The sequence below is a fragment of the Pseudoduganella sp. S-14 genome (assembly GCF_049913285.1).
In the GTDB taxonomy this organism is placed as follows: Bacteria; Pseudomonadota; Gammaproteobacteria; order Burkholderiales; family Burkholderiaceae_D; genus Rugamonas.
Window position 1 is genome coordinate 3,896,478 of sequence record NZ_CP183991.1, and the last position, 20,499, is coordinate 3,916,976.

A 20,499-nucleotide genomic window follows, 5' to 3' on the forward strand; every position below is an offset into this window, starting at 1 on the left:
ATCATGCGGCTTGAGCCTCTGTAGCAAATGATGCGGCGGATTCCATGTCCACCGCTACGATGCGCGACACACCTTGTTCCTGCATCGTCACACCGATCAGTTGATTGGCCATCTCCATCGCAATCTTGTTGTGCGAGATGAAGAGGAATTGGGTCTGTTCGGACATGCGCTTGACCATGCGGCAGAAGCGCTCGGTATTGGCATCGTCCAACGGCGCGTCTACCTCGTCCAGCAGGCAGAATGGCGCGGGATTCAAACGGAACATCGAGAACACCAGGGCCGTTGCGGTCAGCGCTTTTTCGCCGCCGGACAGCAGGTGGATGGTGGCGTTCTTCTTGCCTGGCGGTTGCGCCATAACCTGCACGCCGGAGTCGAGGATTTCCTCGCCAGTCATGATCAGCTTGGCCTGGCCGCCGCCGAACAGGATCGGGAACAACTCGGAGAAGCTCTGGTTGACGCGGTCGAAGGTGTCCTGCAGCAGGTCGCGCGTTTCCTTGTCGATCTTGGTGATCGCATCTTCCAGGGTCGCAATCGCGTCGGTCAGGTCGCGGTTTTGCGCGTCCAGGAAATTCTTGCGCTCCGCCGCGGTGGCCAGTTCGTCCAGCGCGGCCAAGTTCACGGCGCCCAGCGCGGTAATGGCGTTGGTCAGGCGCGTTACCTCGCCCTGCAGGTAGGAGGCCTTCATGTCCGGGTGCAGTTTTTCGGCCAGCGCGGCTTCGTCGGCCTGCACTTCGGCAAGTTGCTGCGCGAACTGTTCCTGGTTCAGGCGCGCGGCCTGCTCCTTCAGCTGCATTTCGGTGATCTTGTCGCGCTGCGGCTGCAGGCTGCGCTCGGACTGCATGCGCGAGTCTTCGAACTGGCGCAGTTGCTGCGTGATCTGGTCCAGCTCATGGCGGGCATCGGCCAGCGCGCGCTCCTGCTGCGTGCGCCGGTCCAGCAGGTCCTGCAGGCCTTCGTTGGCGGTGCCGGCCTCCAGCCCTTCCAGCTCCAGCTTGCCGGCCTGCAGGCTTTGCGTCACCTGCGCGACTTGCGAATTAGCGGTCGCAATATTTCGACGCAGCTCGTCGATGCGGTTGCGCCCCGATTTCTCGGCAAATTCAGCTTCCTGCGCCTTGCGTTCCAGTTCGCGCAGGGCTTCGCGGGCGTCGGCCAGGCGCTGCTCTTTCTGCATGAAGGCAGTCTGGCCGTCTTCATGCTCGCCTTGCAGGTTGCCCAGCTCCATATCGAGCTGCTCGAACTTTTCTTCCGATTCCAGCTTTACCTGCATCTGCTCTTCTTCTTGCGCGGCGATTTCGGCGAGGTCGGTTTCGATCTGGTTGCTGCGCTGGTTGAAGCGGGCTTCGATTTCGGACAGCTTGACCACTTCCAGCTGCAGCGTATGCACGCTGGCGGTCAGGCTTTGCACCTTGGCGCGCAGCTCGGTGAGCAGACGGCCATGGTTGCCAAGCGCTGCATCGGCACGCACGGCGCGGCTGCGGGCTTCTTCAGCCAGCATCGATTGCGCGCGCAACTGCTTGGTGATGTTGTCGATTTCGTGCTGGCGGCCCAGCATGCCGGCCTGTTCGTCGTCCGCCGCATAGAAGCGCACCGACGATTGCGTGATGATGTGGCCCTGCTTCGTGACGAAGCAGCCGCCCGCCGGCAGCGTGCCGCGCGCGGCAAAAGCGCTGGCGTTGTCGTCAGCCAGGAACACATTGTGCAGCCAGTCCTGCAGCACGCCGCGCAAGCCGGGGTCATTCAGCTTCAACAGGTCGAGGAACGGGCGCAGGGTCGCATCGCCGGATGCCGCGGGCGCAGCGGCGGCAATCGCAGGCGCGAACAGCGCCAGCTTGGCCGGCGGCGCATCGTTGAAGAAGTGCTTGGCCCATTCGATATTGGATACCTGTAGCGCCGACGTACGTTCGCGCAGCACAGCCTCCAGGGCAGTTTCCCAGCCTTGCTCGATGTCGAGCTTTTGCCACAGGCGCGGCAGCTCGTTCAATTCGTGCTTTTGCAGCCAAGGCGTGATCTTGCCCTCGGTCTGGACGCGCTCCTGCAACTGGCGCAGCGCATTGAGGCGCGCTTCCAGTTGGTGGGTCGCGGCGGACTCCGATTGCACGGCGGCCTGCGCAGCCTGGCGCTCTTCCTCGAGCCTGGGCTGCTGCTCCAGCGCTTCCTCGAGCATCATGTTCTGCTCTTCCAGCGACTGCTGCTTTTCTTCGAGCTGCATCTTCAGGTTCGACAGGTGCGATGAATCCGGCATCGCCAGCCCGCCCTTCTCCTGCTGCAGACGCTCCTTGCGCGTCGCCAGGCCGGCCAGGATGTTGGAAGCATTGCGCTGGTGCGCAGATTCCAGCTCCAGTTGCTGCTGCGCCTGCATGATGCGCGCGCGCGATTCCGTGCTGCGGGTCTGCGCCTCGCGCCATTCCTGCTCCAGCACCGGCAGCAACTCGCCCTTCTGCTCGGCCAGCATGCGCGCCTCTTCCACGCGCGCCGACAATTCCTCCAGGTTGATTTCCGCTTCGGCGACCTGGCCGCCGTATTCCTCCGCCTGCTGCGACCACTGGTCGCGCTGCGCGGTCAGCGTGGCCAACTGCTGCTGCAGGCGGGTGCGCGACTCGATCACGAACTTGATCTGCGCCTCCAGGCTGCCGATTTCGGCATTGGTCTGGTACAGGTGGCCCTGCGCCTGGTGCAAACGGTCGCCGACAGCGAAGTGGGCCTGGCGCATCTGCTCCAGCGTCAACTCCACGTTGCGCAGCTTCGCGGTCTGTTCTTCCAGGTCGTTTTGCGCCTGTTCCATTTCGCGGAAATACTTCGCCTGCTCGGCCTGCGCCTCGTTCTTGCGCAGCAGCCAAAGCAGCTTCTGTTTTTCCTCCTGGTCGGATTGCAGCTGGTGGAATTTGGTCGCCACCGCAGCCTGGCCTTCCAGCTTTTCCAGGTTGTTATTCAGCTCGCGCAGGATATCTTCCACGCGCAGCAGGTTTTCCCGCGTATCGTGCAGGCGGTTTTCTGTTTCGCGGCGGCGTTCCTTGTACTTCGAGACGCCTGCCGCCTCTTCCAGGAACACGCGCAGTTCTTCCGGGCGCGACTCGATGATGCGCGAGATCATGCCCTGGCCGATGATCGCGTAGGCGCGCGGCCCCAGGCCGGTGCCGAGGAAGATGTCCGTGATGTCGCGCCGGCGCACCGGCTGGCCGTTGATGTAATAGGTGGACGTGCCATCGCGCGTCAGCGTGCGCTTGACCGCGATTTCGGCGTACTGCCCCCATTGGCCGGATGCCTTGCCCTCGTTGTTGTCGAACACCAGCTCCACGGAAGCGCGGCCGGCCGGCTTGCGATGGGTGGAACCGTTGAAAATCACGTCCTGCATCGATTCGCCGCGCAGCTCGGAAGCCTTCGACTCACCCAAGACCCAGCGCACCGCGTCGATAATATTGGACTTGCCGCAACCGTTAGGACCAACCACGCCGACCAGCTGCCCGGGTACCTGGAAATTGGTGGGATCGACGAACGACTTAAATCCCGACAATTTAATGGAAGATAGACGCACGTTTTATCTGTACTTCGCCCGCTGGGACGTGTTAAAAAAGTGGCTAATCATACCATTTTCCCTGTATAGCAAGAACAAAATGAAGACCAGAACCGCCATCCTGTTTGTATGCATGGGTAACATTTGTCGCTCCCCGACCGCAGAGGGTGTATTCCGGACCCGCGCCCGGGCTGCCGGACTCGATTTGCACATCGATTCGGCAGGCACCCACGCATACCATATTGACAACCCGCCCGACCCGCGCTCAACCCGGCATGCGGCCGCCCGCGGCTATGACCTGAGCGCACAACGCGCCCGCAAGGTGGCCGCGGAGGATTTCGAGCGCTTCGATTACGTGCTTGCCATGGACCACGACAACCTGGAGATGCTGCAGCGCGCCTGCCCTGCACAATATCGCCACAAGGTCAGGCTGTTCATGGAGTTCGCCTCGCGCTCCGGCTCGGATGTGGTGCCCGATCCGTATTACGGCGGCGCGAATGGCTTCGATATGGTGCTGGATTACATCGAGGACGCATCGGACGGCCTGCTGGCCGCCCTGCGCAAAACTTAGGCAGAAGTGCCGTTAGCCGGCAAATCGTGGTGATCGTCGTTGACGGCAGCGACACCACCCATTGCCACCGACAGCGCTGCAGCCACCACACCTTCGGTGCGGATCAGACGCACAGTACCCTTGCGGAACTGCTCCGCCATTGCTTCGCCCGTGATCGAGAACGCCTCCTGGCGGCCCGTGGTCGAGAAGATGTAAAGCGTCTTGAGTGGGCTGATCCAGGCCAGCTTGACCTTGCGCTGGCTGCCATCTTCCTGGTCGAATTCAAGCCACATGCCGCGCGCAAGGCTATCCACCTCGATCGCTGCATCGTCGTCCAGGGGTGGCGCCTCTTCTGCTTTTACTTCGGCTACTGCCTGAAGCTGCATGCGGCGCTCGGCATCCTTCTTCGCCACTTCCATTGCAAGTTCAACCTGGCGCTCGGGCGACATTTCAATCGGCGCACGCACGATCGAGGCATGGCACTCAGCCAGTTCGGCGAAGAACTGCAGGCGATCCGCATCCTGCCACTTGATCACGTCCAGCCATTTGTTCAGGGTGGACAGCAAGGTAGGCAGCTTGGAAATCAGCGTCTTGCGCTCGTCCTGGGTGATCTTCGGACGCACGCTCCAGATCAGGTCATCCATGGTCTGGGTAGCGTTGTTGACCGCGCCCGGCTTTTCGCCTTCGACGCTATAGGCAATGGTCAGCACGGACACCCACTTGTTCTCCAGGAAGGCCTCGACAATCGCCACCACTTCGCCAGTGCCGATACGCAGGGCCACAGCGTCCTTGGCCGACTTGGCGGCCACCGACATCTTTTCCTGCTTCAGTGCCTTGGCGATCGGCTCCGCCATGGCAGCTGCAGCTGCCGCCTCCTCCGCCTTGATGGAGGCTTCCAGTTCATTGACCGCCTCGGTGAAGACGGTCATTTCCTCCTCGTGATCCTCGCTGACCTTTTCCACGCTGCGCTGCATGGCCTTGTAGAGAGGGTCGTCCGGGTCCTTGCGATTCTCCCAGCCCATGCGCGACAGCAGGTCGATCATGCGGCGTGCAGGATGCGCTTCCTGGAAGAAGAAATTCTTGTCGACCAGAGCGGCTTTCAGCACTGGGATCTGCAGGAAGCGGATCAGGTTGCGGATCTCGGGCGAAATGCTTTCGTCACGGAACACGGTCTCGAACACTGCCGACAGCAGGTCGATAGTGCCTTCGTCGGCGCGGGTCAGAGTGCCGGCAGGCGCCTGCTCTTTAATCTGCGGCAGCAAGAACACATTGCTCATCGAGCCGCCACCAGTAACAAAGCCGGGAGCCGGCATCGCGCCACCGCCAGCCTGCACGGGTCCCATAGCGAATCCTGGAGCCAGGCCCGCCGGCATGCCCGGCGCCGGCATCGCACTGCTATCGGCGCTGGCAAACACGGCGCCCTGCGGCACGCCGCGCTGCAACTGCGCCAGGAAATTCATCAGCGGCTCTTTGGCGCTCATCAGCGATGCGCGCTGGGCCGCTTCGTTATTCGCCCCGCCGTGGAAGCCCTGGGCCGGTCCCTGAACCCAGCCTCCCGCAGGCACTGCCACGCCGCCCGGCACGCCCGGCACGGCGACGCCGCCCAACATTCCGACGGGGACAGCCGCGCCCGCGCCCGCAGCGCCGCTCGCCAGCGGCATGCCCGGCAGGCCACCACCGGGTACCACACCGCCAGCCGGAATCATCATGCCGCCCACGGCTGGCACGCCAGGGACGCCGGCCATCATTGGCGCGGCACCAGCCGCAACTCCCGGCGCCATGCCAACGCCACCGGGCATTGCCATGCCAGGTGCCGCGCCGGCCACATAGCCTGGCGCAGGCATTGCCTGCGCCGGCACTGCCATTGACGCTGCTGCCCCGGCACTTGCCGGCGCAGCAGCTGCCAGCGCCTCCGCTGTATGCGCAGGCGTACCATACAGGCCCGGCGTCACGCTCAGAGTCGGCAGGGACAGGTCGAGGTCGCCCAGCTGGTCAAATCCGGTCGGTGCTGCCTTGCCTCCCGGCGCATCGCCCGCACCGGAGAAGAATTGACGCAATTGCTCCGCCAGCGCGGCCTGTTGGTTTTTCTTGCGGGACGACGCTTGCGATGCATCGTGCGAGTCAGCGCGGCGTGACTTGTGTTTTTCGACGGAGCCCGGTCCCACGCCCTTGCGCTCGAGCGCTGAACTCAGCTCCTGCAGCATGGCGCCAAAATCGAAGAACTCTTCCGGACGCAGGAATGGCTTCATCAGCTCATTCGCTTCCTCATCCTTGATGAAATCGATCCACGCCTGCTGGAAGGCGCCGAGGAAGACTTCGGGCCGGAAGGGATTCTGGTTGATGCGCAGGATATCGCGATCCAACAGGAAGGCCAGGCGCACATTCAGGGTGGCCAGGCCATCGGAATACTTGGCTTCAAACGACTTGCTGAAGCTGCCCAAGGTCACCTTGGTATCCATTTCCTCCATGGACACCAGAGACAGGGACTCAGCCACCTTACGCACCGGCGCCTTCTGCCCTGGCGCAAGTTGAGCGATTTCCAGGCGCAGGTCGTTTTCCAGTTGCCTGGCGAAGATGCCAAGGAAGGCGTAGTGATCGGTGCGTAGCCGGTTGCCGGCGCGCAAGCGCGCCTGCAGTGTCTTGACGTCGACTGCCTCACCCGCGTCCACCAGGCTGCCCGCCCATTGGGTGGACAACTCATTGAACTGATCACTGATGTGCTTGTTGACCAGGCTAATCAGGTTTTCCAGCAAGGCATGCCGCGGCGTGACCGCTTTTTGGGGCGCCGAAGATGTGTGGTTTTCTGGAAGCATGATCTGGCCTGACTTTGGTGGTTATTCACATTGTCGCAGATTCTTTCCACATGGCAATAGGCAAATCAAAAGAATCTGCAAATATTTTCGGCGCTGTGGCCAAACGGTTGGGCTTGCACCATATTGGTGCAAGCCCATGTCCTACACGCCGGTCAGTTGTATTCCGATTCACCTTTACTATTGCAGAAAGCATGATGAAGTTCCGATCCTTCAGAAAGGAACTATCATGAAATCCAGGCAAAAATCCAGCAAGCAGAGTTCGAGCTCGGGCACACGCCAAAGCGCCGACCAGGGTTCGCGTGCGGGAGCCCAGCCGGCCAGCCAGCAGTCCGATACCGGCCGTCAGAGCAAGACGGACAAGAAGACACCTGCCAGCCGTAGCGGCAATCGCTAGATGACGGGCGCGGCATAGAGGGGCCTGGGAGTTCGCTTCCAGGCCCTGTCGTTTCTGATATTGCGCTTCAGATGTTCGTTACGCGCTTGCCCTTGGGCGGCTTGAAGTCGGCCACTTGGTTGACGAGACCGACCTTGGCAGCCTCCTGGGCAGTCAGGTGCAGGTCTGAATAGGCATGGATATTCCAATGCTCGTCGGTCAGGCGGACATGTTTGCGCAAGATCGATTCAGTGCGGGCGTCGTCGGCCTGCAAGCCTTCCACGATGATGCGCAGCGCATCTGGCCGCGCTCCGTGCGGCGCACTCGCATGCGACTTGTGCACCATGAAACGCGCGGTTTCGCTGGCAAATCGTTCGTCGCCGGACAGGAACAGGATGACGGCAATGGAAGCCACAGCACCACCGTTATACGTGACGATCTTGATCGGCAAGTTGCGCAGGTAATTGTGCAGGCACAGGCCGTCGCTCACGTAGCCGCCATTGGACTGGATCAGGATATGGGCGGTTTCGATCCCATCCTCAGTCATGTCCGCCACCGCATCGAACATGCGGTGCACCATATCGCTGTTCACGTCGCCGGACAGGGTGAACCAGGCCTCGGTGTCTCGTTTTTGCTTTTCTTCGCTCATGGTCGCTCCACTCTGTAAATGGATGTCCGGTCATTCTAGCGCAGACCGTCATTCACGCGTGCCCTACTCAGTCGTTGTCCAGCACATCCTCCAGGCATCGCGCCACGAGCAGCTTCGCCGAACAGTGCGGCAACTCAAGCAACATCTGCCGCCGCCCCATCAGTTGCCCTTGTTCCAACCCTGGTTCCAACCCGCTTCCGCCCTTACTCTTCACCGCATTTGACAGCGTCCCTCACCATTGAATTTACGTATGGCATATTCAACCTCCGCTCCAGCTCCCCCAATGCCGCCTCATAGAACGTTTTCTGCGGCTCGGGCAAATTCATTAACCAGTCTAATACATGGACAAATTCGTGGATGCGCCCTTCCGACCATCCTGCGAGATAGGTTGTCATGACCATTTGACCGACCGCCGAGAGGGATGTTCCTCGAGGGCGCAAGATTGACTTTATTGCCCTCCTGTCATATAGTCGCAAGTCTTGATCGGGAGAGACCAGCAGCCGCTGGCGCCGAAGGGGCATTACCCAGAAACTCTCAGGCAAAAGGACCGAACAAGGGCCCCATGGGCTAAAACTCTGGAGAGCGGCCCGCCATGGCGCAGGGCCCACCGAAGGGGCGTGCGGGATTACCTTCCCGTTATCTCTCAGGTACCAAGGACAGAGGGGTAGGCGTATTCATGTTTACGTTTATTAACCCCTATTCTCTGCCCCGAGGTATCAATGACGCTCAAAGCAACCCCACTCAACAACGCTCATCGTGCCCTCGGCGCCCGTATGGTCGACTTCGGCGGCTGGGACATGCCGGTCAACTACGGCTCCCAGATTGAAGAGCACCATGCCGTGCGCACCGACGTCGGCATGTTCGACGTGGCCCACATGTGCGTGGTTGACATCAAGGGTGCCAACGTACGTTCCTTCCTGCGCGGCCTGGTCGCCAACAACGTCGACAAGCTGCAGGTATCGGGCAAGGCCCTGTACTCCTGCATGCTGACCCCGGAAGGCACCGTCATCGACGACCTGATCATCTACTTCATCAACGAAGAGTGGTTCCGCCTGGTGGTCAACGCCGGCACAGCGGAAAAAGACATCGCGTGGATGAACAAACAGAACGAAGCCACCAACGCCGGCCTGACCATCACCCAGCGCCGCGACGGCGCCAACGCCATGGCCCTGATCGCCGTGCAAGGTCCTAACGCCCGCGCCAAGGTGTGGGAAGTGATCCCCCAGGCGAAAGAAGCGACCGCCGACATGAAGCCATTCAACGTGGCACTGGTGCCAGGCACCGCCTTCGGCGAAGCCATGGTTGCCCGCACCGGCTACACCGGTGAAGACGGCTTCGAAATCGGCGTCGCAGCCGAGCAGGCTGAAAACCTGTGGAATGCCCTGAACGCAGCTGGCGTGAAGCCAGCCGGTTTGGGCGCGCGCGACACCCTGCGCCTGGAAGCCGGCATGAATTTGTACGGCCAGGACATGGACGAAACTGTGAACCCGCTGGACGCCGGCCTGGCATGGACCATCGACCTGGTCTCCGAGCGCGACTTCATCGGCAAGGCAGCCCTGCAAGCAAAAGGCCAGAACGCCCAGTTCGTCGGCCTGATCCTGCGTGAAAAAGGCGGCGTGCTGCGCGCCCACCAGAAAGTTATCGCCGCCAACGGCGAAACTGGCGAAATCACCTCCGGTACCTTCTCCCCTACCATGCAGCAGGCCATCGCGCTGGCGCGCGTGCCGATGGGTGTGAACGTGGGCGACACCGTGCACGTGGAAATCCGCGACAAGAAGCTGGCCGCCACCGTGGTGAAGCTGCCTTTCGTCCGTAACGGTAAAATCCTGGTTGCTTAAGCCAGACCCGCAAAACCAAACAATAACCTTAGCCTTGGAGCCAACATGAGCAACATTCCAGCAGACCTGAAGTACACCGAGTCCCACGAGTGGGTACGCGCTGAAGCGGACGGCACCGTGACCGTCGGCATCACCGAGTTCGCGCAAGACGCCCTGGGCGACATCGTGTTCGTCGAGCTGCCAAAAGTAGGCGCCTCCTTCACCGCCGGCGACGACGCCGCTGTGGTGGAATCGGTGAAAGCCGCTTCCGACATCTACGCGCCGGTTTCGGGCGAAGTGGTTGCCGTGAACGACGCCGTGGTCGGCGCGCCTGAATCGATCAACGCCGACGCTTACGCGAACTGGCTGTTCAAGATCAAGCCAAGCGACGCCAACGCCGTCAACGGCCTGCTGGACGCCACCGCTTACGGCAACGTCGCGCACTAATTACCGCATTACCGGGCCCGCTGCGTGCGGGCCTTTTTCACATTCTGGCCAAGAGATTTCCCACCATGACCCGCACCAGCCTGACCCAACTTGAAGCCCGCGATGCCTTCATCGCCCGCCACATCGGCCCGGAAGCCGCAGAACAGCAGCAAATGCTGGACGTGCTCGGCTACGCGACCCGCGCCGCCCTGATCGATGCCATCGTCCCGCCGGGCATCCGCAACAAGACCGACCTGCCGCTGGGCCAGTTCTTCCAGCCCCTGCCGGAGAATGAAGCACTGGCCAAGCTGAAAGGCATCGCTTCCAAGAACAAGGTGCTGAAATCCCTGATCGGCCAGGGTTACTACAACGCCCACACCCCGGGCGTGATCCTGCGCAACATCTTTGAAAACCCGGCCTGGTACACCGCCTACACCCCGTACCAGCCGGAGATCTCCCAGGGCCGCCTGGAAGCGATCCTGAACTTCCAGCAGGTATTGATCGACTTGACCGGCATGGCCATCGCCAACTCGTCCATGCTGGACGAAGGCACCGCTGCTGCCGAAGCCATGACCCTGATCCAGCGCGTCGGCAAGTCCAAGTCGAACACCTTCTACGTCGCCAACGACGTGCTGCCGCAGACCCTGGAAGTGGTGCAGACCCGCGCCGAGCCGTTGGGCATCACCGTCAAGACCTTCGACCCGTCCGAACTGGCCGGCGTGACCGACGCCTTCGGCGTGCTGCTGCAATACCCAGGCGTGAACGGCGTAGTGCGCGACTACCGCGCCGCCGTTGAAACCGTGAAGTCCAGCGGCGCCATGGTGATCGTGGCTGCCGACCTGCTGGCCCTGACCATGCTGACCCCTCCGGGCGAATGGGGCGCCGACGTTGTGGTCGGCAACTCGCAGCGCTTCGGCGTGCCGCTGGGCTTCGGCGGTCCGCACGCCGGCTACATGGCCACCCGCGACGAATACAAGCGCTCCATGCCAGGCCGCCTGGTTGGCGTGACCGTGGACCAGAACGGCAACAAGGCTTACCGCCTGGCCCTGCAGACCCGCGAACAGCACATCCGCCGCGAAAAGGCGACCTCCAACATCTGTACCGCACAGGTGCTGCTGGCAGTGATGGCCTCCATGTACGCCGTCTACCACGGCCCGAAAGGCCTGAAGCAGATCGCCGAGCGCACCCACCGCTACGCCGGCATCCTGGCCGCCAACCTGAAGTCCCTGGGCTACTCGGTCAACGAGTCCTTCTTCGACACTCTGACCGTCGCCACCGACAAGGCCAACGAGCTGCACGCAGCTGCTGTTGCCGCCGGCATCAACCTGCGCAAGATCGACGCCAAGCACGTTGGCGTATCGCTGGACGAAACCTGCGACCGCGACACCCTGGCAGCACTGTGGAACGTGTTCAGCGGAGGCAAGGCTGCACCGGACTTCGATACCGTTGAAGCCTCGGTCGGCACCAGCTTCCCTGAAGCGCTGGTGCGTACGTCCGCTTACCTGGAGCACCCAACCTTCAACCGCTACCACAGCGAAACCGAAATGCTGCGCTACCTGCGCTCCCTGGCTGACAAGGACCTGGCGCTGGACCGCACCATGATCCCGCTGGGTTCCTGCACCATGAAGCTGAACGCCACCAGTGAAATGATCCCGGTGACCTGGCCAGAGTTCTCGTCGATCCACCCGTTCGCACCGAACGACCAGACCGTCGGCTACCGCGAAATGATCGCCCAGCTGGAAGAAATGCTGTGCGCCGTGACCGGCTACGCCGCCGTTTCGCTGCAGCCTAATGCCGGTTCGCAAGGCGAATACGCCGGCCTGCTGGTGATCAAGAAGTACCACGAATCGCGTGGCGAAGGCCACCGCAACATCTGCCTGATTCCATCCTCGGCACACGGCACTAACCCTGCTTCCGCCGCCATGGTGGGCATGCAGGTTGTGGTGACCGCCTGCGACGACAAGGGCAACGTTGACCTGGTGGACCTGAAAGCCAAGGCCGAGCAGCACTCCAAGAACCTGGCCTGCGTGATGGTGACCTACCCATCCACCCACGGCGTGTTCGAAGACGGCATCACCGAACTGTGCGAAATCATCCACTCGCACGGCGGCCAGGTTTACGTGGACGGCGCTAACATGAACGCACTGGTTGGTGTGGCCGGCCCAGGCGCTTTCGGCGGCGACGTTTCGCACCTGAACCTGCACAAGACCTTCTGCATCCCGCACGGCGGTGGCGGCCCGGGCGTCGGCCCGATCGGCGTTGGCGCACACCTGGCCAAGTTCCTGCCAAACCAGCGCTCCAACGGCTACGTGCGCAGCGAAGACGGCATCGGTTCGATCTCGGCCGCACCATTCGGCTCCGCATCGATCCTGCCTATCTCCTGGATGTACATCGCCATGATGGGCGGCGAGGGCCTGACCGCGGCCACCGAAACCGCGATCCTGAACGCCAACTACGTCGCACGCCGCCTGGCGCCGCACTTCCCCGTGCTGTACTCGGGCCATGATGGCCTGGTGGCGCACGAGTGCATCCTGGACCTGCGTCCACTGACCGACGCAACCGGCATCAGCAACGAAGACGTGGCCAAGCGCCTGATGGACTTCGGCTTCCATGCACCGACCATGAGCTTCCCTGTGCCGGGCACGCTGATGATCGAGCCGACCGAATCCGAGTCCAAGGCTGAACTGGACCGCTTCATCGACGCCATGATCGCCATCCGCGCCGAAATCGCCAAAGTGGAATCGGGCGAATTCGACAAACTGGACAATCCGCTGAAGTTTGCCCCGCACACCGCTGAAGTGCTGCTGGCCGACAAGTGGGACCGCAAGTACAGCCGCGAAGTGGCAGCCTACCCTGTGCCGTCGCTGCGCAAGCAAAAGTACTGGCCGCCGGTTGGCCGCGCCGACAACGTGTACGGCGACCGCAACCTGTTCTGCGCCTGCATTCCAGTCAGCGATTACGCATAAGCGAACGCTTGCCTCAAACGCAAAACGCCGGTACCGTGAGGTGCCGGCGTTTTTTTAATGGAAATTGAATGAAGCAATCTAGCAAAGCAGCCCTGATCTCCGGCCTCGGCTTTCCCGGCCTTGGCCAAATGCTGGTACTGAAGCGTACAGTGCGTGGCCTGGTCTTCATGCTGCCCGCGCTGGCGGTCTTCGGCTGGCTGATGTACGGCGTATGGAAAGCCACCGCAGTCCTGATGGATCAAGCCCTGAGCGGCGCCCTGCCACCCGACCCGATCCTCATCGCCCAGCGCCTGACCAAGGCCAGCATCATGCCCGGCACCTCCACGGCAGGCTGGATCCTGCTGGCCTGCTGGATCGCCAGCATCGTTGACGCGCTGCTGACGCGCGACAAGTCTTAAGCCACGCTGCGCGCCACCCGGGCTGCGCGCTGCACATCCTGCGCTTCGTCATCCCAGACCGCGGCCTGGGTAATTTCCTCCGCCCCGACCTGGGCGCCATCGGCGTTAAAACGCAGCCAAGCCAACGCACCGCCTGGCGTCACGCCGATCGCATGCACGCCCCCGTGATTCGGCGCCGCCATCAGCGCCGCCATCACCAACGTCGTTGCGATGGGCACGGGCATGCCCCAATGCCCGCCCTGCTTCCGGCAAACCAGCCACAGGCCGCCCGCACCGTCGCCATAAGCGAGGTACTCGCCCACCGGGCTCGATTCGCTCCACACCACGCATGCTCCGCCGATATTGGCGACCGGTTGCGGTACGGACTGCCCGCCGCGATAGACGACGATGCTCTCGCCAGCCACAAACACGTCAGGCACGTTCGGCACGTTGGACGGCGCCAGGTGCAGGCTGGACGCTCGGCGCGGCAGGCCCTGGTAGTCGATCGCGATCCCCCAGGATGCCGCGCGGGAAAAACTGTTGAAACGCAGGGTGCGACCGCAAGCCGTATCACTCAGGCGCCAGGCGCCCGGCACCCGGTAGCTGCCGATTGCCGACGCCAGCGAATCAACGCCCTCCTGTTCTTCCCAGGCACTCAACGGGCCTTCCATCGCCGCGTTGAAATACCAGGTCTTCGCCGCAGTCACCAGCACCATCGGCACGGCGCCCGACTGCAGCAGGCCAAAGGAGATACGCGTGACATCATCTTGCACTTCCGGCACATGGCGCGGCGCCATGCCGCGCATAGTCTCCACCCAGGCTGCCTCGTCGAGGTGATTGGCAATGCCGACTGCCACATGCAAGGTCGGCCCGCCGCCGCTGGCCCATGGGGCAACCGCAAGGGCCAGCGCAATGGAGCCATCCGGCGCCTGCTGGACGTCGAGCGCCTGCACCTTGCCCGGCTGATTCAAAGGCAGCATGCCGCTCAGGTCCGTCTGCGACCAACGACCGAACGGCGTGCGGCGGAACATATATAGCGAACGATTGGCGCCAACCGTAAACACCAGCGGCAAGCCTGATGCGTCACGCACCACGAACAGGGGCGAACGGGCCAGGGCCGGTGCCGCGCAAGGGCTGGAACGGTAGCCCGTTTCATACAGGGGCACCAGTTCCTGCCGCACCAGCGCAGGCAGCTCGCGGCCAGCCGTCACCAGGCTGCGCCAATAAGGCATGTCGGCCGGCTGCGACGTATCGTAGCGGTCGAACACCGCGTTGTAGGCGCGCAGCAGGCGCTCTTTCACATCCAGTTCTGCCAGTTCAGGGCGCGCCAGCAAATGCAGCGCCAGCTCCGCGCGGCCGCGCACAGCCTCGCCCTGGCAGCTATACAAGGTAGTCCACGACAGCGCCTCGCTCGCCATCGGTTCACGTTGCAGCACAATGCGCGCCACGCGCGCAGCCGCATAACTCAAGGCGCCCGACGCACTGGCGCCGCCCCATTTCCGTACCTGTGCCACCGGCACAGATGTCATCAGCACAGACATGCTTCACTCCCCCAGTTCAATTTCTATGTCACCAGACTCATTGATGCGCAAGTCACGGCACCCCAGCTTGCGCCCTGGGGCCAGCCCCTCGGCAACGGCGGCGAACATGTCGCCGGTAGCCGTTGCCAGGAAACCGGCAATATCCTGTTGAACCGAGGCCAGGCTGGCAGCATTGCCTTCCCACCACAGGTTGATGCGCTGCACATTCAGCAGGTGCGGCAGCGGGTCGGACACCACGTAAATTCCGGTAGTCCCAGCGTCGGTGGCCGGCACACTCTTGCGTGCGAGCGACGCCACGCCCACCCGGCCGTTTTCAACCTGCCACTGCAGTCGCAGCGACCATTGCAGCGTGGCGCGCGCCCAGGCCTTGCCCATATAGCTGCGCTGGCGCGACAGCGGCAGTTCCTGCTTCACGCTGTCCCACTCATAGCGGCCCAGCACGCTGCTGATGTCGATGGTCGGACGCGGCACGCCATCAGGCCCCGCTTGGCGGCCCATGGTTACCATGCATTGCAGGTCCTGCTCCGACTCGCGGTCGTGCAAGGTACGGTTGGCTTCCTGCCAGTTCAGCAGAACGTGGTCGCGATAGGTCCAGCCATTGCTGTTGCGGATGAAGCGCGCCCGCTCGCCATTGCAGAGCGTCGCCTCGACCCCCGACTTCTCGTTCTGGCATTCCTGCGGGTTGACCTGGGCCACGCCATCGCGCGACGCCACATAGTCCGGCAGCGAATCCAGGCGGCGTTGCAGCTTTTCCACCACCATCGGGTAAATGTACTGGCGCAGGAAACTCTCGCGCCCGATCACTGCGCGGCGCATTGCCGTCTTATTGAGCACCGCCGGCGCCTGGCTGCGCAGCCAGTTGCCAACCGCAGTGATAAAGAACTCCTTCAACGGGCCGTTGTCACACGGCAAATGAGATTTGTCAACGTCACACAGCGCAGCTTGCAGCACCAGGCCGCCATATTCGTTAACCGCGGCCGTGAACTCCAGGCGCCAGCCGGCCACCGGCTGACGCAGGATGTCGCGCCGGCCGTAAGCGTTGTAAAAGCGCAAATTCCCTGATGCAAGCGTCAAGGTCAGTTGGGCAGTAGTTGGTGCCGCGGAGTCGTAACGGATCTCTACAGGACGCAACTCGGCGCGGTCCTCGCCTTCGCCTCCCAGGGCCAGGCTGCCCACTTCCATGCTTCCGTAACGGATGTCGTTAGGAAACTCTCCGGCGACCCGCATTGCGTCAATCGTGCTCTCCAGCAACTTTCCAGAGGTGAACCAGCTGGCAGACAGCTGTTGCACCGAAGTCGTGGTGTCGGAACCGATTTCAAAAAATACCGCTTTAGTTGTGACCATTTTTGCTTTTAAGAATGTTAAGATTTGGCCGTTTGGCAATGACTGCACTGTAAGAAAAAAAGCCTTCCCTCGCCTTCCGGCAACCTTCCGGAAGCCGGAAGAAAACCTTCCGGACCGGAAGAAATGCTCCGGAAGGTTTCTAAGTCATTGATTTATAAGAGACAGATAAAAAGAAGGTTGAACAGGCCATGGAGTTTCAATTCGGCGACTGGTTGGTCAGTCCAGAAGCCAATATCGTCACCAACGGGGAAGCGAAAACGCAGCTCGAGCCGCGCGTAATGGCGGTTCTGCGCTATCTTTGCCGCCACCCAGGGGCGGTAATTCCAGCGGAAGAGATCCTGCAGGCCTGTTGGGGAAGCAACGAGTTGGGCGACAACCCGGTCCACAAAGCCATTACGCAGCTACGCCGCGCCTTCGGCGATTCGAGCACTGAACCGCGGTATATCGAGACCATCCGCAAGCGCGGCTATCGCGCAATTGCCCCTGTCGTGACCCTGGCCGCCCCCCTTGCGACCACATGGGAAGGCGGCTCGCCGTTCCGTGGTCTGGAAGCATTTCAGGAAAATCACGCCGCTATCTTCTTCGGTCGCGTACAAGCGACTGCCCAGTTGCGTGAGCTGGTCCTGACCCAGGCAGCCCGTGGTTGCCCGATGGCACTAATTCTTGGGCCTTCAGGCTCTGGGAAGACTTCCTTGGTTCGTGCAGGCCTGCTGCCTCAGTTAATGGCAGGCGCCACTCGCTCGGACGAACCGGTCGGGTTGTCGAGCACGGTCTACCTCGACTGCGCCGACCTTGGCAGCGGCACGCTGTTCCAGGCATTTGCCGGCGCGCTGATCGACGCCGAGATCAATGGCGAGCCACTATTCCCCGGTGCCAGCGCCGACAGCCTAGGCCAGCGCCTGGCTTCCGAGCCCGACGCAGTGGCGGCCGAACTGCGTGAGCGCGCTTGCCCTCGTGCCGTAGTAGGTGTCTTTGTCGACCGACTGGAAGCCGTCTTCCGCACCAAGACCGCGGAAGCCGAGCGCTTCCCGGATGTAATTGAAACCCTTGCTAAGTCGAATTGCCTGCTGATGTTGATGGCTTGTCGCAACGACTTCTATCCGGACGTTATGGCCCAGACCGTTTTGCTCGGTCTGAAATCGCGCGGCGGTCACTTTGACGTCTTGCCTCCAGACGGAGTGGACATTGCCCAGATCGTTCGGCAACCCGCTCTGGCAGCCAATTTAACCTTCGAAAAAGACCAAGCCACTGGTGCCAGTCTCGGCGATGTGCTTTGCGATGCTGCCCGCGGCAATCCAGACACTTTACCGCTATTGCAATACTGCTTGAACGAGCTATATCGCCAGCGGAGCGATAAAGGGCAACTGAGTTTCGATGTTTATCAAGAACTGGGTGGCATCGATGGTGCCGTCGGGGTTCGAGCCGAGCAAGTAGTCGGACGTTTGTCAGAGTCCCAACTCGATGCACTGCCTCGCGTTCTATCGTTACTCGTGAATATTGGTGAAGACCAGACCTCGGTCACATCCCGTCGCAGCCCGCTATCGATGCTTCGGACAGACGACGAACGTGAGTTGGTTCGGGTCATGGTTGAGGCACGGCTGTTTGTCAGCGAACTGGCTGGCGAGGTCCCAAGCTTTGGTGTCGCACATGAAGCTCTGTTGCGCCGCTGGCCGCGAGTTTCAACCTGGATCGCCGACCACCGTCAAGTGTTGCAATTGCGTACGCGATTGCGCGGACAAGCGGAAAGATGGCTGCATGCAGAGCGCCCAAGCGACCTCCTAGTACCTCAAGGCATGCAAACGCACCAGGCCGCCGAGTTGTTGCGTCTTCCAGATTTTGCTCTCGCGCCACTTGAGCTCGAGTTTATCCGCCAATCAATCTCGCGAGCAAAGATCCGCGAACGCATCAATATCGCAGTAGTTGCGATTATCGTCGTCCTTGCAATTCTCTCAGCAGTTCTCGGGATTAGTGCCCGGAACGCCCAGCGTGAGTCGGAGGAGCATCGGATCGAGGCCGAAGGATTGATGGGGTACATGCTTGGAGAATTCGTGGATAAAGTGCGCCCTTTAGGTCGGCTGGATCTTCTGGATGACGTAAGCGCAAGGGCACTTCAATACCTCACTGCTACAAAACAATCAGCAGCAACACACGAGTCCGTGATTCAACGGGCTAAAGCATTGCAGGTCATTGCCGAAGTCAATGTCGCCCGTGCAAATCCGTCTAGAGCCAAGGAAGCCCTACTTGCAGCAAGAGAGCTCCTGCATACTCAGGGAGCGATGACTAGTAAGGACGAAGAACACCTTAAAACGCTAGGCGCGAACGCATATTGGCTCGGTTCAGTGTATTTAGTTCAGCGAGAATTCGAGACTTCTGCAAAATACTTTACCGAGTACAAAGAAGCTAGCGAGAGATGGCTTTCCAATTTCCCTCAGAACGTTGATGCAATTATTGAATTGGCTTTTAGCTATGGCAATCTGGGCACAGTCGCGTTACGCCAAGGCAACCTCGAGCAGGCGGCGTCTTCTTTTACAAAATCAGTTCAGTTAAAAGAACAGGCCCTCGCAAAACATAAGACCGATGAACTCTCAATAGGCCTAGCCAATAGTATCGCCGGACTTGCGGCGGTTAAAGTCAAACTTGGGCACCTCGTGGAGGGCTACGAGCTCTACAAACAATCTGAGAAACTATTGCGCGAGTTGCTTGGTCAGTCTCCTAATAATGCCACCTTACAAATTAGGCTAAGCAACATACTTCGTTACCAAGGCGAATTGTCAATTGCGATGGGTCGGCCCGATCAAGGCATTGAAAAATACCGTGACGCGAACGCTTTCCTCACGCGACTTGTCCAGCAAGACCCTACCAACCAGGAGTGGTTCTACCTATTGGCAGAGAATCAACTCCGGATCATTAGCGAAGAGGCCGGCTCAAAAGATGCGCCTGCAACACTAAGCAAACTTGATGTTCTGTTCAAAAACCTCGGAAATACTCGCACTAGTGAACCCCAGCTGAAAGTTGCAAGCGCACTCAAAGGACGCATCAACGTATTGAAAGGTGAAGTCTTACTGATGTCGAAGCAGAACTCGGAAGCGATTAGTCGGTTCAATGACGCTACTTTAGAGCTCGCGACATTGTTCGAAAAAAACAAACACGATCCCTTCCTTCGCGAATATTATGCACATGCGTTGCTAGGCCGTGCAAGATCGAGAGGTTTAAGCAAACCTGAATCCCAAAATGACTGCCACGAAGTGCTTAGCCTCCTGAAGCCGGCGGGCGGAGAAGCCCGCGATTATCGCTTTATAGTACCGACTGCGATAGCCAACCGGTGTATTGGAAATAACATTGCACTTGCTGAGGAAAAAAACATGTTGAATCAAATAGCGTATCGTGACGAGCGCTATCTTAGAATTATCTCGTCACAGTAGACTGAAAGAGGCATCCTTATGACCAAGATCCAAAACCAAACGGAAGCAGCACCTGTTATACAGATACAAGTTGTCGCTGTTCCTTCGATTGATCCGGCGACCCAAAAAATGAAGTACACCACAACTTTTACTCCGCCAGAAGTGACTGTAACCGCAACGGATACGATTCTGAGTTATGAATTGGTCTCGCCAACGCCCGCTGGTGTTCAATTCAAGTCATTGAAGGTAAAGGGTAAAGTTCCAGAGCAAATCAGTCATCCGACGATCAGCCAAAGCGGCAAGCTGATGGTCGTTACAGATTCAAATACCGTAAAAGAGGTATTGAATCTGACCATTCGTTTTAAGGACTCAGATGCCCTTGAGTTCGATGTCGATCCAGAAGTCGCAAACGATCCTGGCCATAGTTACCTGGACAGCGCGCCAATTGCAATGGTAATGTTGGAACCGGAACAAGGGAACGATCCTGGCCATTAATCTTTTGATCACATTGGCAGCTATGCCATGTTCTGATACCTAACCGCTGATTGGACCACAAGCAAGGACCTCAGAGAGATTTATGAGTCGCGCGGTCCAAAAAGGGGAATTCGATCATCGTCGTCGTTGATCTAAAAGAGTATTGAAATGGCGATTGTACGCAAGCGAACATAGCTGCCCACCAAGTGAAATCATTGAGTTGAATGATGAGGAGGTGCTGGATGTAAGGGGCGCAC

13 protein-coding genes and 2 riboswitches are annotated in these 20,499 nt (G+C 60.4%); of the genes, 8 read left to right on the forward strand and 5 right to left on the reverse strand.

From position 1 onward, the window contains the following. Position 1: 1 nt before the first annotated feature. On the reverse strand, positions 2-3,532 hold the full coding sequence (smc, locus tag ACN9MZ_RS17745; protein WP_426338288.1) for a chromosome segregation protein SMC: 3,531 nt from the start codon (positions 3,530-3,532) through the stop codon (positions 2-4). Positions 3,533-3,611: 79 nt separating this feature from the next. On the opposite strand from smc, the gene ACN9MZ_RS17750 reads away from it, so the two are divergent. Further along, positions 3,612-4,082: a low molecular weight protein-tyrosine-phosphatase gene (locus ACN9MZ_RS17750; protein WP_426338289.1), complete on the forward strand. Its 471-nt coding sequence runs from the start codon at positions 3,612-3,614 to the stop codon at positions 4,080-4,082. Here the strand turns inward: ACN9MZ_RS17750 and ACN9MZ_RS17755 are convergent. Continuing rightward, complete coding sequence (locus ACN9MZ_RS17755; RefSeq protein WP_426338290.1) at positions 4,079-6,874, reverse strand: DUF1631 family protein; 2,796 nt, start codon at positions 6,872-6,874, stop codon at positions 4,079-4,081. The two genes, ACN9MZ_RS17750 and ACN9MZ_RS17755, sit on opposite strands and share 4 nt — an antisense overlap. Before the next feature lie 226 nt (positions 6,875-7,100). Here ACN9MZ_RS17755 and ACN9MZ_RS17760 point away from each other — a divergent pair, with 226 nt between their 5' ends. Beyond that, a complete protein-coding gene (locus ACN9MZ_RS17760; protein WP_426338291.1) occupies positions 7,101-7,268 on the forward strand; it encodes a hypothetical protein in 168 nt (55 codons plus the stop codon). A gap of 67 nt (positions 7,269-7,335) precedes the next feature. On the opposite strand, the gene ACN9MZ_RS17765 is transcribed toward ACN9MZ_RS17760, so the two are convergent. After that, the gene (locus ACN9MZ_RS17765) at positions 7,336-7,896 is read right to left on the reverse strand and encodes an ATP-dependent Clp protease proteolytic subunit (RefSeq protein ID WP_426338292.1); all 561 of its coding nucleotides are present in this window, start codon (positions 7,894-7,896) and stop codon (positions 7,336-7,338) included. 474 nt (positions 7,897-8,370) lie between these two features. Beyond that, positions 8,371-8,456: riboswitch (glycine riboswitch) on the forward strand. 5 nt (positions 8,457-8,461) lie between these two features. Next, positions 8,462-8,566, forward strand: a riboswitch (glycine riboswitch). A gap of 49 nt (positions 8,567-8,615) precedes the next feature. Between ACN9MZ_RS17765 and gcvT the strand changes: the two genes are divergently transcribed. The 4 genes from gcvT (at position 8,616) to ACN9MZ_RS17785 (ending at position 13,503) form a co-directional block, all read left to right on the forward strand. Further along, positions 8,616-9,734 (forward strand): glycine cleavage system aminomethyltransferase GcvT, encoded by a 1,119-nt coding sequence (gene gcvT / locus ACN9MZ_RS17770; RefSeq protein WP_426338293.1) that lies wholly within the window; start codon positions 8,616-8,618, stop codon positions 9,732-9,734. Positions 9,735-9,779: 45 nt separating this feature from the next. Then, positions 9,780-10,160, forward strand: a complete 381-nt coding sequence (gene gcvH, locus ACN9MZ_RS17775; protein WP_426338294.1) for a glycine cleavage system protein GcvH — start codon at positions 9,780-9,782, stop codon at positions 10,158-10,160. Positions 10,161-10,225: 65 nt separating this feature from the next. Continuing rightward, entirely contained in the window at positions 10,226-13,105 is a 2,880-nt protein-coding gene (gene gcvP / locus ACN9MZ_RS17780; RefSeq protein WP_426338295.1) for an aminomethyl-transferring glycine dehydrogenase, read from the forward strand. Between the two features lie 68 nt (positions 13,106-13,173). Beyond that, positions 13,174-13,503, forward strand: coding sequence for a hypothetical protein (locus ACN9MZ_RS17785; RefSeq protein ID WP_426338296.1), 330 nt, complete (start codon positions 13,174-13,176; stop codon positions 13,501-13,503). Here the strand turns inward: ACN9MZ_RS17785 and ACN9MZ_RS17790 are convergent. Beyond that, positions 13,500-15,023, reverse strand: coding sequence for a hypothetical protein (locus ACN9MZ_RS17790; protein ID WP_426338297.1), 1,524 nt, complete (start codon positions 15,021-15,023; stop codon positions 13,500-13,502). The genes ACN9MZ_RS17785 and ACN9MZ_RS17790 overlap by 4 nt on opposite strands. Positions 15,024-15,026: 3 nt before the next feature. Then, positions 15,027-16,367, reverse strand: coding sequence for a hypothetical protein (locus tag ACN9MZ_RS17795; protein WP_426338298.1), 1,341 nt, complete (start codon positions 16,365-16,367; stop codon positions 15,027-15,029). Positions 16,368-16,555: 188 nt separating this feature from the next. Here ACN9MZ_RS17795 and ACN9MZ_RS17800 point away from each other — a divergent pair, with 188 nt between their 5' ends. Both ACN9MZ_RS17800 and ACN9MZ_RS17805 read left to right on the forward strand, forming a co-directional pair. Then, positions 16,556-19,789 (forward strand): winged helix-turn-helix domain-containing protein, encoded by a 3,234-nt coding sequence (locus ACN9MZ_RS17800; RefSeq protein WP_426338299.1) that lies wholly within the window; start codon positions 16,556-16,558, stop codon positions 19,787-19,789. Between the two features lie 18 nt (positions 19,790-19,807). After that, positions 19,808-20,263: a hypothetical protein gene (locus ACN9MZ_RS17805; protein WP_426338300.1), complete on the forward strand. Its 456-nt coding sequence runs from the start codon at positions 19,808-19,810 to the stop codon at positions 20,261-20,263. Positions 20,264-20,499 lie beyond the last annotated feature (236 nt).

Excerpts from the sequence above, each read along its gene's own strand:
- ACN9MZ_RS17750 (WP_426338289.1), top strand. The coding sequence starts at position 3,612 with ATGAAGACCAGAACCGCCATCCTGTTTGTATGCATGGGTAACATTTGT.
- ACN9MZ_RS17755 (WP_426338290.1), bottom strand. The coding sequence starts at position 6,874 with ATGCTTCCAGAAAACCACACATCTTCGGCGCCCCAAAAAGCGGTCACG.
- ACN9MZ_RS17760 (WP_426338291.1), top strand. The coding sequence starts at position 7,101 with ATGAAATCCAGGCAAAAATCCAGCAAGCAGAGTTCGAGCTCGGGCACA.
- ACN9MZ_RS17765 (WP_426338292.1), bottom strand. The coding sequence starts at position 7,896 with ATGAGCGAAGAAAAGCAAAAACGAGACACCGAGGCCTGGTTCACCCTG.
- gcvT (WP_426338293.1), top strand. The coding sequence starts at position 8,616 with ATGACGCTCAAAGCAACCCCACTCAACAACGCTCATCGTGCCCTCGGC.
- gcvH (WP_426338294.1), top strand. The coding sequence starts at position 9,780 with ATGAGCAACATTCCAGCAGACCTGAAGTACACCGAGTCCCACGAGTGG.
- gcvP (WP_426338295.1), top strand. The coding sequence starts at position 10,226 with ATGACCCGCACCAGCCTGACCCAACTTGAAGCCCGCGATGCCTTCATC.
- ACN9MZ_RS17785 (WP_426338296.1), top strand. The coding sequence starts at position 13,174 with ATGAAGCAATCTAGCAAAGCAGCCCTGATCTCCGGCCTCGGCTTTCCC.
- ACN9MZ_RS17790 (WP_426338297.1), bottom strand. The coding sequence starts at position 15,023 with ATGTCTGTGCTGATGACATCTGTGCCGGTGGCACAGGTACGGAAATGG.
- ACN9MZ_RS17795 (WP_426338298.1), bottom strand. The coding sequence starts at position 16,367 with ATGGTCACAACTAAAGCGGTATTTTTTGAAATCGGTTCCGACACCACG.
- ACN9MZ_RS17800 (WP_426338299.1), top strand. The coding sequence starts at position 16,556 with ATGGAGTTTCAATTCGGCGACTGGTTGGTCAGTCCAGAAGCCAATATC.
- ACN9MZ_RS17805 (WP_426338300.1), top strand. The coding sequence starts at position 19,808 with ATGACCAAGATCCAAAACCAAACGGAAGCAGCACCTGTTATACAGATA.